The organism is Nocardioides sp. Leaf374 (assembly GCF_916862475.1).
GTDB lineage: Bacteria > Actinomycetota > Actinomycetes > Propionibacteriales > Nocardioidaceae > Nocardioides > Nocardioides kribbensis.
This window is the reverse complement of record NZ_CAKASO010000012.1, coordinates 62,135-74,802: the sequence shown is the minus strand read 5'-3', so window position 1 is coordinate 74,802 and position 12,668 is coordinate 62,135. Positions and strand designations below refer to the sequence as shown.

The following is a 12,668-nucleotide window of genomic DNA, read 5'->3' as shown; positions in this document are numbered from 1 at the left end:
ACCAGCACGGCGAGCGGCGACGGAGGACGCAGCGTGGCAGCAACCGGATCCGGGCCGGGCGTCGGCGAGCGCCTCGCCGGTCGCCACGTCCTGCTGACGGGGGTCACCGGCTTCGTCGGCGAGGCCCTGCTGCGGCTGCTGCTGGTCGAGGTGCCCGACGTCCGGGTCAGCGTGCTCGTGCGCCCCAAGGGCTCGACGTCCGCGGCCGCGAGGGTCGCGACGCTGCTGGGCAAGCCGGTCTTCGCCCCGGCGGTCAAGGTCGCCGGCGGGGTGGAGCCCCTGCTGGCCGCGCGCGTCGGTGTCGTGGCCGGTGACCTCTCCGACGTGCCCGCGCTGCCCGACGACCTCGACGCGGTCGTCCACTGCGCGGGCGACGTGTCCTTCGACCCGCCGGTCGACGCGGCCTTCACCACCAACGTCGTCGGCACGCGCGACCTGCTCGCCCGGCTCCGCGAGGCCGAGGAGCGCGGCGACGGCCGTGCGGTGCACTACGTCCACGTCTCGACCGCCTACGTCTCGGGCAGGCGCAGCGGCACGGTGCCCGAGGGGCCGGTGGCCCACGACGTCGACCTCGAGGCCGAGCTGGCGTGGGGGCTGGCCCAGCGCGGGGAGCTCGAGCGGCGCTCGCGCGACGCCGACCGGCTCGAGGCCCAGCGGCGGCGCGCCGAGCGCGAGCACGGGCGCGCGGGGCTGCTCACGGCGGCCGCGGCCAGCGAGGCGGCGCGGCGCCAGTGGGTCAAGGACGAGCTGGTCCGCGTGGGCAGCGAGCGGGCCCGCAGCCTGGGCTGGACCGACTGCTACACCTTCACCAAGGCCCTCGGCGAGCACGTCGTGGAGCAGCACGCCCGCACCCACCCGGTGTCGGTGGTGCGACCCAGCATCATCGAGTCGGCGCTCGCCAGCCCCCACCCGGGCTGGATCGAGGGCTTCAAGATGGCCGAGCCGCTGATCCTCGCCTACGGCCGCGGAGAGCTCCCGGAGTTCCCCGCCGCGGCCGACACCATCGTCGACATCGTGCCCGTCGACCACGTGGTGGCGACCCTGGTCGCGGTGCTGGCGCACCCGCCGGCCGCGGGGGAGCCGGCCTGGTTCCACGTCTCCTCGGGCCACCGCAACCCGCTCACCTTCCGCCGGCTCTACGAGCACGTGCGCGCCTACTTCGACGCCCACCCCTTCCAGGCCGGGTCGCGGGGCGCGAGCCCGCTGCCCGACTGGCGCTTCCCCGGGGCCTCGGCCGTCGAGCGGCTGCTGACCACCAGCGAGCGCGCCCACCGCGTCGCGGAGTCGGTCGTGGGTCGCGCCCCGCGCAGCGACCGCACCCGCGACCTGGCCCGCCGGCTGGAGCAGCAGAGGCAGCGCCTGGAGTTCCTGCGGCGCTACCTCGACCTCTACCAGGAGTACGCCCAGGCCGACCTGCGCTTCTCCGACGAGCGCACCACCGCGCTGCGGCTCTCCCTGTCGGCGGCCGACCAGGAGCGGTTCGCCTTCGACACCGCCGCCGTCGACTGGCGGGTCTACGTCGAGGACATCCACTGCCCCGCGGTGACGGCCCCGATCCGACGCCTCGACGAGATCCGTGCCCGCCGCGCCCGGACCACCCCGGCGCGCGCCGGCGGCCTGCGCCCCGTGCCGGCTGCGGAGGGAGCAGGCACCCCGGGGGTCGCGGCGTTCTTCGACATGGACGGCACGCTGCTGTCCTCCAACGTGGTCGAGACCTACCTGTGGATGCGCCTGCAGGAGCTCTCGGCCGGAGAGCGCGCCGGGGAGCTGGGCCGCGTGCTCGGCCGGGTGCCCGGCCTGCTGCGCGCCGAGCGACGCCAGCGCGGGGACTTCCTGCGCGCGGTCTACCGCGACTACGAGGGCGCCGACCGCGCCGCCCTCGACCGGGTCGCCGACGAGCTGCTCACCGACCACGTGCTGGCCCGGCTCTCGCCCGAGGCGGCGCGCCGGATCCGCGAGCACCGCCGTGCGGGTCACCGCACGGTCCTCATCACCGGGGCCGTGCGTCCGCTCACCCGCCCGCTCGCGCCGCTCTTCGACCACGTCGAGGCCGTCGACCTCGTGGTCGACGACCAGGGCCGCTGCACCGGCCACCTCGCGTCCTCCCCGCTGGTGGGGGAGTCGCGCGCCGCCTTCATGCAGGCGTGGGCCGCCCAGCACGACGTCGACCTGGCGGCCTCCTACGCCTACGCCGACTCCCACTCCGACCTGCCGCTGCTGGCCGCCGTCGGCAACCCCGTCGCCGTGCGGCCCGACGTCCCGCTCTACCGCCACGCGCGTCGTCAGGGCTGGAGCATCGTCGACTGGGCCAGCCCCGCCTCGGCCGGTCGCTCGCTCAATCCCGCGGGAGGCCGCCGGTGATGCTCGCGCTGGAGATGTTCCGCTCGCTGCCGCGCCACGTGGCCGGCCGCGCGGTCGGTGGACGCGTGCCCGGACTGCTGTCGGGCTTCGCCGCCCCGCTGCGACTGGTCACCCGCGAGGCGCCGCGTGTGGACCGCCCCGGCTGGGCCCGGCTCCGCACCCGCGTCTCCGGCATCTGCGGCTCCGACCTCGGCGCGCTCTCGGGGCGCACGAGCCTCTACTTCTCCGCGGTGTCCTCGTTGCCGTTCGTGCCCGGTCACGAGGTCGTCGCCGAGCTGCTCGACGACTGCGAGGACCTGCCCGCCGGCACGCGCGTGGTGCTCGACCCGGTCCTGGCCTGCGCCACCCGGGGCGTCGAGCCGTGCGAGGCCTGCCGGGTGGGCGCGACCAACCGCTGCTCGCGCATCACCGTCGGCCACCTCGCGCCCGGGCTGCAGACCGGCTTTTGCCGCGACACCGGCGGCGGCTGGGGCCAGCAGCTGGTGGCCCACCGCAGCCAGCTGCACCCCGTGGCCGAGGGTCTCGACGACCACCAGGCACTGCTGCTCGAGCCGCTGGCCTGCGCGGTCCACACCGCGCTGCGCGCCGGCGTGTCCTCCGGCGACCGGGTGCTGGTCAGCGGCGCCGGCGCGGTCGGGCTCTTCGCCACGCTCGCCCTGCGCGAGCTCACGCCCGCCGGGCACGTCACGGTCGTGGCCAAGCACCCCCACCAGCGCGAGCTGGCCCTGGCGCTGGGAGCCACCGACGTGGTCGCGCCCCGCGAGGTGCTGCGCCGGGTGCGGCGTACGACGGGGGCCTTCCAGGTCAGCCCGCAGCTGCACGCGCCCTACCTGCTCGGCGGCGTCGACGTGGCGATCGACGCGGTCGGCTCCCGCGGCTCGCTCGAGACGGCGCTGCAGTCCACCCGCGCCGGCGGGCGGGTCGTGCTCTCGGGCATGCCCGCCGCGGCCGACCTGTCGGCGGCGTGGTTCCGCGAGCTGGAGCTGGTCGGCACCTACGCCTCGGCCGCCCGCGAGCCCCTGCACGGGGCCGAGGGCGGTGCGCGGGCCGGCCGCGCGGCGTTCGACCTCGCCGCCGACCTCGCCGCCCACGACGCCGTCGCCCGCATCGCCGGGTCGGTCGCGACCTACCCGCTCCACCGCTGGCGAGAAGCTCTCGACCACGCCCACGCCGCCGGCCGTCTCGGCACGGTCAAGGTGGCCTTCGACCCGAGGAGAACCGACTAGTGCCCCGTCCCGGATTCGTCCTGGAGGTCGACGACCGCACGCCTCCGCTCCTCGTGCACGAGGGCCTCGGCTTCCGGCTCGAGGACTTCCCGCAGGGCACGCGCGTGGTCTACCCGCCCGAGTCGCTGCCGGCCGTGCGCGACGTCGAGGCCGCGATCACCGACGCCCTGCTCCACCCGCTGGGCTCCGACCCGCTGCCCGAGCGCCTCTTCCCGGGCATGCGGCTGACCCTCGCCTTCGACGACGTCTCGCTGCCGCTGCCCCCGATGCGCGCCCCCGACATCCGCCAGCGGGTGATCGAGCAGGTGCTCACCCTGGCCGCGGAGGCCGGCGTCGACGACGTCGAGATCATCGCCGCCAACGCCCTGCACCGCCGGATGACGACCGCGGAGCTGCGCCACATCGTCGGCGAGCGCGTCTTTCGCTCCTTCCACCCCCAGGGCAAGCTCTACAACTTCGACGCCGAGGACCGCGACAACCTCACCCACCTCGGCACCACCGACGAGGGCGAGGACATCGAGATCAGCAAGCGGGCCGCGGAGTCCGACCTGCTGGTCTACGTCAACGTCAACCTCGTGGCCATGGACGGAGGGCACAAGTCGGTCGGCATCGGCCTGGCCTCCTACCGCTCGCTGCGCCACCACCACAACCCACGCACGATGGTGCACTCGCGCTCCTTCATGGACCACAAGAAGTCGGCGATGCACCACTCGGCGTGGCGCATCGGGCGGGTGATCAAGGAGCACGTGGCGGTCTTCCAGATCGAGACCACGCTGGACAACCAGGTCTTCCCAGCGCCCTTCGACTTCCTCATGAAGCGTGAGTGGGAGTGGTCGCTGCGCGACCAGGCCTCGATGCTCGCGGCCCGCCGCGGCCTGGCGCTGGCCCCCGCGAAGCTGCGGCACAAGATCTTCCACGACCTGCGTGCGCCCTACGGCCTGACCGGCATCGCCGCCGGCGAGGTCGAGGAGGTCCACGAGAAGACCCTGGAGCGGGTGCACCGCCAGCAGCTGGTGGAGGTCGACGGGGCCTCCGACGTGCTCGTGCTCGGGGTGCCGTTCCTGGGCCCCTACAACGTCGGCAGCTCGATGAACCCCGTGCTCGCCACGTGCATGGGTCTGGGCTACTACTTCAACTCCTACCGCAACCACCCGGTGGTCCGCCGCGGCGGCGCGGTCATCCTCTACCACCCCCTCGACGAGGGCTTCAACCAGCTGCACCATCCCTCCTACGTCGACTTCTACGAGGAGGTGCTCTCCGAGACGACCGATCCCGTGGTGCTCTCGGAGAAGTACGAGCGGCAGTTCGCCGAGGACGACTGGTACCGCCACCTCTACCGCACCTCGCACGCCTACCACGGCGTCCACCCGTTCTACATGTGGTACTGGGCGGCGCACGCGATGGACCACGTCGGCGACGTCGTCTGGGTCGGTGGCGACCGCCGGGTCGCCGCGCGGCTGGGCTTCCGCGCCGCCTCGACGCTGGCCGACGCCCTCGAGATGGTGTCGGGCTCGGTGGGCTCGAGCCCGTCGATCACCTACCTCCACAACCCGCCCCACCTCGTCGCCGACGTGCGGGTCTGAGCAGCGGGGCGAGGGAGGCAGCGATGGGTTTCGTCAGCGAGGGTGTCGACGACGTACGCCGCACGGCGCGCGGCTGGCGCTGGGGGAGGCGGGCGCAGGTGCCGCGCTCGGCCGAGCCCTACGTGCCCGCGGCGCGCTCGCGTGTGTTCCCCTCCGACTGGTCGCGCCGGCCCTCGGCCGTGGCCGCCCGCGAGGTGGCGCAGCGCGGCGGGCTGGAGCCGCTCTTCCGCAGCCAGGTGCGCACGCGCGTGGAGGGCCTCGACGTGCTCGAGCGGGTCGAGGGCCCGGTGATCTTCGTGGCCAACCACGCCTCCCACCTCGACACCCCGCTCATCCTGCTCTCGCTGCCCGACGCGTGGCGTCGGCGCACGGCGGTGGCCGCCGCGGCCGACTACTTCTTCGACACCTGGTGGCGCGCGGTGGGCTCCTCGCTGCTGTTCAACACCTTCCCGATCGACCGGCGCGGCGGCACGCTCACCGCGACGCCCGGCGAGGTGCTCGCCGACGGCTGGAGCCTGGTCATCTACCCCGAGGGCACCCGGTCGACCGACGGCTGGATGTCGGGCTTCCGGATGGGCGCGGCCTGGCTGGCCCACGAGCACGGCGTGCCCGTCGTGCCGGTGGCCCACCGGGGCACCTTCGCGGCGATGCCGCGCGGCCAGGGGTGGCCCGGCCGCGGCCGCCGCCAGCTGACCGTGCGCTTCGGCGAGCCGCTGCGTGCGCGCGAGGGCGAGTCGGTGCGCGACTTCGCGCCGAGGGTGCGCGACGCCGTGGCCGCGCTGCTCGACGAGGAGACCACCACCTGGTGGGAGGCCCGGGGGCGCGCCGCCCGCGGCGAGACCCCCGACCCCTCGGGTCCCGAGGTGGCCACGTGGCGGCGGGTCTGGGCCCAGACCGACCCCCCGCCGGCCGAGCCGACCTCGTCGCGGCGCCTGGCCGTGTGGCGTCGCTGACCCGCGCTGACCCGGCGCCGACCCGGCGCCGACCCGGCGCCGGGAGGGTGCGCCTCACCCCTGCGGCCCGTCGTGGATGAGAGTGCCCTCATCCGAGCCTCATGGGGGCCTCACCCCCGGCCGCCAGAGTCTTCCTCATCACCCGCCGGACCACCCGGTGGACCCACGAGAGGAAGCACCATGAAGAAGATCGCCACCCTCGGCTCGCTCACCCTGGCCTCGGCCCTCACCGGCGGCCTGCTGGCCTTCCAGGCCCCGATCGCCAACGCCGACGACGCCTTCGCCAAGCGTGACGAGGACACCGCCGACGTCGTCATGAGCGTCGACGACGACGATGACGACGACACCGGCAACCGCGACGACGACACCAACGGCGACAACACCAACACCAACACCGGCGCCAGCAAGTCGACCAACGACGGCACCAACAGCAACTTCACCAAGGCCAGCCGCGACCGCGACGTCTCGCGCAGCGACAAGACCAAGGACTTCACGCGCGACGGCGGCGACCGCACCCGCGACTTCTCGGCCAACCAGACCAACGACGCCTCGCGCAACGACACCCGCGGCTGACGGTCCGGGCACGCGGACGACGGAGGGGACGAGATGAGCAAGCCGAGCACCTGGGGCCTGGGCGAGGGCGACCCGATCACCCGCGAGCTGACCGCGATGCGGCTGCTCGGTGGCGGGTCGTCCTACGAGGCCTACCTGGCCTTCGACGAGATCACCTACGCCCCGGTGGTGGTGAAGATCGTCCGGCCGGCCAAGGTCGAGGACCGCTCGAGCATCCGCGGCCTGCGCCGTGAGGTCGAGGCGCTGGCCGTCGTCAACCACCCCGCCGTCGTCCGCGGCCTGCGCCACGAGCTGGAGGGGGAGCGGCCCCACCTGGTGCTCGAGCACCTCGACGGGCCCCGCCTGTCCTCACTCGTACGCCGCTACGGCCCGCTCCAGCCGCAGCAGTACCTGCCGCTCGGCATCGAGGTCGCCTCGGCGCTGCACTACCTGCGCCACCTCGGCTGGACCCACCTCGACGTGAAGCCGAGCAACATCATCATGGGCGCACCCGCGCGCCTGATCGACCTCTCGGTGGCGCGCCCGCTGGCCGCGGCCGAGACCCTCGACCACGTGATCGGCACCGACGCCTACCTCGCCCCCGAGCAGGCCGACCCGCCCCGCACCGGCACCCCCGGGCACGCCAGCGACGTCTGGGGGCTGGCCGCGACCCTCTTCGAGGCCGTGGCCGGCTACCGCGCCTTCGACGACGGGGACCTGGCCTCCGACGACGTGCGGGTGCGCTACCCGCAGGTGTCCCAGGACCCCTACCGGCTCCCCGACGCCGTGCCGGCCGACGTGGCCAAGATCGTCTACGCCGGCCTCGAGAAGCGGCCCGAGGACCGTCCGCTGCCCCACGAGGTGGCCGAGGCCCTCGAGCCGGTGCTCGCCGCCCAGCCGCGGGCCCGGCTCGCGGGCTGGAAGGTGCGCTGAGACCCGGCGTACCCGCCCTGTCCGCACGATCCTCCGCATCCCCCCTCCACCGCGCCGCGGCGGGAGGCCCCTGTCCCCGGGCCCCCGCCGCGGTTCTCGTCGTGCGGGGGCCGGCCCGGCTCAGGGCACGAAGCGGTAGCCCATGCCCCGGACGGTCTCGATCGTGGGGGCGCCGAACTTCTTGCGCAGGTAGCCGACGTAGACGTCGACCACGTTGGAGCCGGGGTCGAAGTCGAAGCCCCACACGTGGTCGAGCAGCTGCTCGCGCGAGAGCACCTGGCCGGCGTTGAGCATGAAGATCTCGGCGAGGGTGAACTCGCGCGCCGAGAGGTCGACCTGGCGCCCGTCGACGGTGGCCCGGCGCGTGCGCACGTCGAGCGCCACCCCGCCGGCCTCGACCACGTCGCCCGAGCGGCCCCCGCCGCCCTCGTTGCCGGGGGCCTGGCGCAGGCGCAGCCGGATGCGCGCCTGGAGCTCGGCGAAGCGGAAGGGCTTGGGCATGTAGTCGTCGGCGCCGTTCTCCAACGCGGTCACGGTGTCGCCCACCGAGTCGCGCGCGGTGAGCACGATGACCGGCATCCGCGATCCCTGGGAGCGCAGCTGGTCGAGCACCTCGAAGCCGTCCATGCCGGGCAGGCCGATGTCGAGCACCATGAGCTCGTAGTCGCCGCTCAGGGCGTGGTCGAGCCCGCCGGGGCCGTCGCCCACGACGGTCGCCTGGTGGCCGTCGGCCTTGAGACCCTTCGCCACGAACGACGCGATGCGCGCCTCGTCCTCGACGATCAGGATGCGGGCCACGAGTCCTCCTGGAGGGCCCTCACGGGCCGGGTGTCGGTGTCGGTGCTGGTGTCGGTGCCGGTCGTGGTGCCCGTGGTGGTGCCGGTGGTGCGGTCGGGGTCGGTCTGCCCGCGGGTGCTGTCGGGCCCGGTCACGGCCCGCAGGGCGGGCAGCGTCCGGGTCGCGGTGACGTCGGGGGCGCCGTGGGAGCGCGAGGGCAGGACGAGGGTGAAGCGCGCGCCGTGCGGCTCGGCGTCGTCGAGCTCGACGCGTCCGCCGTGGCCCTCCGCGATGGCGGCCACGATCGACAGGCCCAGCCCGAAGCCCTCGTCGCCCTCGGGCACGGCGCTGCGCCCGAAGCGGGTGAAGACCAGCTCGCGGTCGCCGGCGGGCACACCGGGCCCGGTGTCGCGCACCCACAGCCGCACCTCGCGCCCGTCGTACGACGAGCCCAGCGCGACCTCCGCGCCCGGGCGGGTGTGCTTGACCGCGTTGTCGGCCAGCTGGAGCACCGCCTGGGTGACGCGCTGCTCGTCGAGGTCGACCTCGACCTCGGCCGCGGCGTCGAGGCGCCAGGCACGCTCACCGAGGGCGCTGGCCTTGGACAGCAGGTCCTCGGTGAGCCGGCCGAGCTGGACCGGGCCGGTGGTGACGAAGTCGGGCCGGTCGCTCTTGGCCAGCAGGATCAGCTCCCCGACCAGGCGCGCCATGCGGTCGACCTCGTCGAGCAGCAGGCCCTTGGTCTCCTCGACGTCCTCGCGGGAGCCGACGTCGAGGAGCTCGAGGTGGCCGCGGAGCACGGTGAGCGGCGTCTTGAGCTCGTGGCCGGCGTCGTCGAGGAAGCGTCGCTGGCCCGCGAAGGAGTCCTCGAGCCGGTCGAGCATGCCGTTGACGGTGAGGGTGAGTGCGGTGATGTCGTCGTTGCCGCGCACGGGCACGCGCCGCGACAGGTCGGTGTCGCCGATCTCCTCGGCGGTCAGCCGCAGGGTGCGCAACGGCGCCAGCAGCCGGCCCGACTGCCAGAAGGCGAAGGCGATGACCGCGAGCAGCGACAGCAGCGCCACGATGCCGTAGGTGCGCATGGTGTCGAGCAGCTCGGCGCGGTCCTCGTCGAGGTAGACCACGACGACCAGGGCGCCGGTCGAGGGCCCGCTGGCGTCGGGGGCCACCGCGTCGGAGCCGGCCAGCGTGATCGGCTGGGAGGCGATGAGCACCTCGCCCTGCGCGGTGTCGAGGGTGGTCGACCCGCCGCCGGTGACCAGGGGAGCGGTGGCCGCGCGGAAGCCGGGGTCGTAGACCAGGGCGTCCTCGGGGAAGCTCACCTTGGGGCCGTCACCGATCCAGCCCACCAGCAGCTCGTCGTCGTCGGGGACGTTGCGGCCCATGAAGAGGTCGATGAGCGGGCGGATCGCGGGGAAGGCCTCACCGGTCTCGGGGTCGCGGCCGTCGGCGACGAGACGGGCGAACTCGTCGAGCTCCTGGTCGACCTCCTCGGCCGACTGCCGGTCGAGGCGCTGGCTCTCGATGGCGTAGACGATGAAGCCGGCGCCGGTCAGCGCGAGCGCGACGAGCAGGGCCACGGTGGCGGTGATGCGCACACGCACCGAGACGCCCGACCGGCGTGGTCGGGCGTCGGGAGCGGTGCGGGGCGCGTCAGTCGTCGTCATCCCCGCCGTCGTCGTCCCCGTCGTCCCCGCCGTCGTCGGTGTCGTCGTCCCCGTCGTCGTCCCCGTCGTCGTCCCCGTCGTCGCTGCCGGGGCCGCTGTCGTCGTCGACCTCGCCGGGCCGCGGCGCGACCACGTCGACGCCACCGGAGTCGTCCCCGCGCTCGTCGGAGTCGTCGCCGCGGTCGTCCGACCGGTCGTCGGAGCGCTCGTCGTCGGACCGCTCGCCGCCGCGGTCGTCGCCGGCGGCGCGGGCGGGCTCGGTGTCGGGCGAGGCCGCCGGGGAGATCACGACCGGGTCGCGGGGAGCCGGGCCGTCACTGGAGTTGGCGGCCAGGGAGCCCGCGACGTAGCCGCCCACGGGCAGCAGCAGCGCCAGGGCGACGACGACCTTCCACACGATGTTCATGACGAGGACGATCCTGCCTCATCGTGGGTCGGGCGTGAGACCGCGATGAGAGGGTTCTCATCCTCGCGACCCCGGCCACCGCACCAGCCACCGCACCAGCCACCGCACCGGCCACAGCCCCGGCCACCGGTCCGGCGCCCTGCTTCCGGCACGACCACCGGGCGCGGGGGAGCGACCGCTCGTCGCGCTCGGCGCGTCGGGCCAACGGCGAGCCGACCTCGTCTCACTAGAGTGGCCCGCGTCACTCCCCGTCCAGGAGGGTCCAGGAGACTCGTCCGCCCGGCGTGCCGCCGGGCGACCAGCCAGGAGGTCCGATGTTCGTCCCGTTCAGCGTTGCCGACTTCATCGAGCGTGCCGAGGGGGTGTACGCCGACCGCGTCGGCGCCGTCGACGAGCCGCAGCAGCCCGCGACCCCGCTGGGGGACGAGGGCCGCCTCACCTACGGCGAGATGGCCGCCCTGGCCCGCCGGCAGGCCGCGAGGCTCGACGAGCTCGGCATCGGCGTGGGCGACCGGGTCGCGGTGGTGAGCCACAACAGCTCGCGGCTGCTCACGTCGTTCTTCGGCGTCGCCGGATCGGGTCGCGTGCTGGTGCCGGTGAACTTCCGGCTGCGCCCCGACGAGGTGAAGTACATCGTCGAGCACTCCGGGGCGCGGGTGCTCTACGTCGACCCCGAGCTCGACGAGGCGCTGCGCGAGGTGACCGCGGAGCACCGCTTCGTGCTCGGCGACGACGAGGACCTCTACGCCCCCGAGGGCGCCGAGCCGCGGGCGTGGGAGCACGACGAGAACGCCACGGCCTGCATCAACTACACCTCGGGCACGACCGCGCGACCCAAGGGCGTGCAGATCACGCACCGCAACATCTGGACCAACGCCGTCACGTTCGCCATGCACGTCACGCTCAGCGACCGCGACGTCTACCTCCACACGCTGCCGATGTTCCACGCCAACGGCTGGGGCATGCCCTTCGCCACCACCGGCCTGGGCATCAAGCAGGTCGTGATCCGCAAGATCGACGGCGCGGAGATCCTGCGGCGCGTCGAGGAGCACGGCGTCACGGTGATGTGCGCGGCCCCGGCCGTGGCCGCCGCCGTGCTGGAGGCCGCCCAGGACTGGGAGGGCGAGATCCCCGGGCGCGACAAGGTGCGCATCATCATGGCCGGCGCGCCTCCGCCGACGAAGACCGTCGCCCGGGTCGAGGAGGAGCTGGGCTGGGAGTTCATCCAGATCTACGGCCTCACCGAGACCTCGCCGCTGCTCACCGTCAACCGCTCGCGCGCCGAGTGGGACCACCTCGGCACGGAGGAGCGCGCCGGTCTGCTGACCCGCGCCGGCGCACCCGCGCTCGGGGTCACCCTGCGCATCGACGACTCCGAGGAGGGGGCCGGGGAGGTGCTGGCCCGCTCCAACGTCGTGCTCGAGGGCTACTGGGAGCAGCCCGAGGAGTCGGCGAGGGCGCTGGCGGGCGACTGGTTCCACACCGGTGACGGCGGTGTCATCGGCGAGGACGGCTACCTCACCATCAGCGACCGCAAGAAGGACGTCATCATCACCGGCGGCGAGAACGTCTCCTCGATCGAGGTCGAGGACGTGCTCTTCTCCCACCCCGCGGTCTCCGAGGTCGCCGTCATCGGCGTGCCCAGCGAGAAGTGGGGCGAGACGATCAAGGCGCTGGTGGTGCTCGCCCCCGGCGGCGAGGCCACCGAGGCCGAGCTGATCGCGTGGTGCAAGGACAAGGCGGCCGGCTACAAGGCCCCGACGTCGATCGAGTTCCGCGACGAGCTGGCCCGCACCGCGACGGGCAAGCTGCAGAAGTTCAAGCTGCGCGCGCCGTACTGGGAGGGTCGCGACCGCCAGGTCAACTGAGGGCTCGGCCGGCGGGTCAGGACGAGGCGGCGACGTCCAGGACGACCTCGAACTCCAGCAGGTCGGCGCCCGAGGAGACGGGGTCGCGGCGCTCGCCGCCCTCGCCCCCGTGCACGGCGCCGGCCTGGCCCTCGCGCCAGGCGGAGAAGGCCTCGTCGTCGGCCCAGTGGGTGACCACGAAGTAGCGGGACTCCCCGGCGACGGGGCGCAGCAGCTGGAAGCCGAGGAAGCCGGGCGTGCCGTCCATGCGGTGGGCGGCCGCCCCGAAGCGCGTCTCGAGCTCGGCACCGGCCTGCGGCGGCACGGAGATGGCGTTGATCTTCACGACGGGCATGCGCCCAG

The 12,668-nt window shown here is 74.2% G+C and carries 11 protein-coding genes; 7 read left to right on the top strand and 4 right to left on the bottom strand.

The features are described 5' to 3' along the window. Positions 1–33 precede the first annotated feature (33 nt). From LPA27_RS08120 to LPA27_RS08095, 6 genes are all read left to right on the top strand, one after another. Positions 34–2,361, top strand: a complete 2,328-nt coding sequence (locus LPA27_RS08120) for an HAD-IB family hydrolase (RefSeq protein ID WP_228942128.1) — start codon at positions 34–36, stop codon at positions 2,359–2,361. Continuing rightward, positions 2,361–3,587, top strand: coding sequence for a zinc-dependent alcohol dehydrogenase (locus tag LPA27_RS08115; RefSeq protein ID WP_056904283.1), 1,227 nt, complete (start codon positions 2,361–2,363; stop codon positions 3,585–3,587). Before LPA27_RS08120 ends, LPA27_RS08115 begins: the two co-directional genes overlap by 1 nt. Next, positions 3,587–5,170, top strand: a complete 1,584-nt coding sequence (locus tag LPA27_RS08110) for a lactate racemase domain-containing protein (protein WP_228942127.1) — start codon at positions 3,587–3,589, stop codon at positions 5,168–5,170. Before LPA27_RS08115 ends, LPA27_RS08110 begins: the two co-directional genes overlap by 1 nt. A 23-nt stretch (positions 5,171–5,193) precedes the next feature. Further along, complete coding sequence (locus LPA27_RS08105; protein WP_228942126.1) at positions 5,194–6,123, top strand: lysophospholipid acyltransferase family protein; 930 nt, start codon at positions 5,194–5,196, stop codon at positions 6,121–6,123. Between the two features lie 180 nt (positions 6,124–6,303). Next, a complete protein-coding gene (locus LPA27_RS08100; RefSeq protein WP_056903936.1) occupies positions 6,304–6,696 on the top strand; it encodes a hypothetical protein in 393 nt (130 codons plus the stop codon). A 33-nt stretch (positions 6,697–6,729) separates the two neighbouring features. After that, positions 6,730–7,608 (top strand): serine/threonine-protein kinase, encoded by an 879-nt coding sequence (locus LPA27_RS08095; protein WP_228942125.1) that lies wholly within the window; start codon positions 6,730–6,732, stop codon positions 7,606–7,608. A 120-nt stretch (positions 7,609–7,728) separates the two neighbouring features. Here LPA27_RS08095 and LPA27_RS08090 read toward each other — a convergent pair whose 3' ends face one another. The 3 genes from LPA27_RS08090 to LPA27_RS08080 are packed head-to-tail and all read right to left on the bottom strand — an operon-like array spanning position 7,729 to position 10,458. Further along, positions 7,729–8,406 carry a response regulator transcription factor gene (locus tag LPA27_RS08090; protein WP_056864264.1) on the bottom strand — a complete coding sequence of 226 codons (678 nt, stop codon included), beginning with the start codon at positions 8,404–8,406 and terminating at the stop codon, positions 7,729–7,731. After that, positions 8,391–10,052, bottom strand: coding sequence for a sensor histidine kinase (locus LPA27_RS08085; protein WP_228942124.1), 1,662 nt, complete (start codon positions 10,050–10,052; stop codon positions 8,391–8,393). Before LPA27_RS08085 ends, LPA27_RS08090 begins: the two co-directional genes overlap by 16 nt. Then, positions 10,039–10,458 carry a hypothetical protein gene (locus LPA27_RS08080; protein WP_228942123.1) on the bottom strand — a complete coding sequence of 140 codons (420 nt, stop codon included), beginning with the start codon at positions 10,456–10,458 and terminating at the stop codon, positions 10,039–10,041. The genes LPA27_RS08085 and LPA27_RS08080 overlap by 14 nt, the downstream gene beginning before the upstream one ends. 314 nt (positions 10,459–10,772) lie before the next feature. Between LPA27_RS08080 and LPA27_RS08075 the strand changes: the two genes are divergently transcribed. Then, a complete protein-coding gene (locus LPA27_RS08075; RefSeq protein ID WP_056903939.1) occupies positions 10,773–12,326 on the top strand; it encodes an AMP-binding protein in 1,554 nt (517 codons plus the stop codon). A gap of 16 nt (positions 12,327–12,342) precedes the next feature. On the opposite strand, the gene LPA27_RS08070 is transcribed toward LPA27_RS08075, so the two are convergent. After that, on the bottom strand, positions 12,343–12,660 hold the full coding sequence (locus LPA27_RS08070; RefSeq protein WP_228942122.1) for an antibiotic biosynthesis monooxygenase family protein: 318 nt from the start codon (positions 12,658–12,660) through the stop codon (positions 12,343–12,345). Positions 12,661–12,668: the final 8 nt, after the last annotated feature.

Coding starts and splice junctions, on each gene's coding strand:
- LPA27_RS08115 (WP_056904283.1), top strand. CDS start 2,361: ATGCTCGCGCTGGAGATGTTCCGCTCGCTGCCGCGCCACGTGGCCGGC.
- LPA27_RS08105 (WP_228942126.1), top strand. CDS start 5,194: ATGGGTTTCGTCAGCGAGGGTGTCGACGACGTACGCCGCACGGCGCGC.
- LPA27_RS08100 (WP_056903936.1), top strand. CDS start 6,304: ATGAAGAAGATCGCCACCCTCGGCTCGCTCACCCTGGCCTCGGCCCTC.
- LPA27_RS08095 (WP_228942125.1), top strand. CDS start 6,730: ATGAGCAAGCCGAGCACCTGGGGCCTGGGCGAGGGCGACCCGATCACC.
- LPA27_RS08085 (WP_228942124.1), bottom strand. CDS start 10,052: ATGACGACGACTGACGCGCCCCGCACCGCTCCCGACGCCCGACCACGC.
- LPA27_RS08080 (WP_228942123.1), bottom strand. CDS start 10,458: ATGAACATCGTGTGGAAGGTCGTCGTCGCCCTGGCGCTGCTGCTGCCC.
- LPA27_RS08075 (WP_056903939.1), top strand. CDS start 10,773: ATGTTCGTCCCGTTCAGCGTTGCCGACTTCATCGAGCGTGCCGAGGGG.
- LPA27_RS08070 (WP_228942122.1), bottom strand. CDS start 12,660: ATGCCCGTCGTGAAGATCAACGCCATCTCCGTGCCGCCGCAGGCCGGT.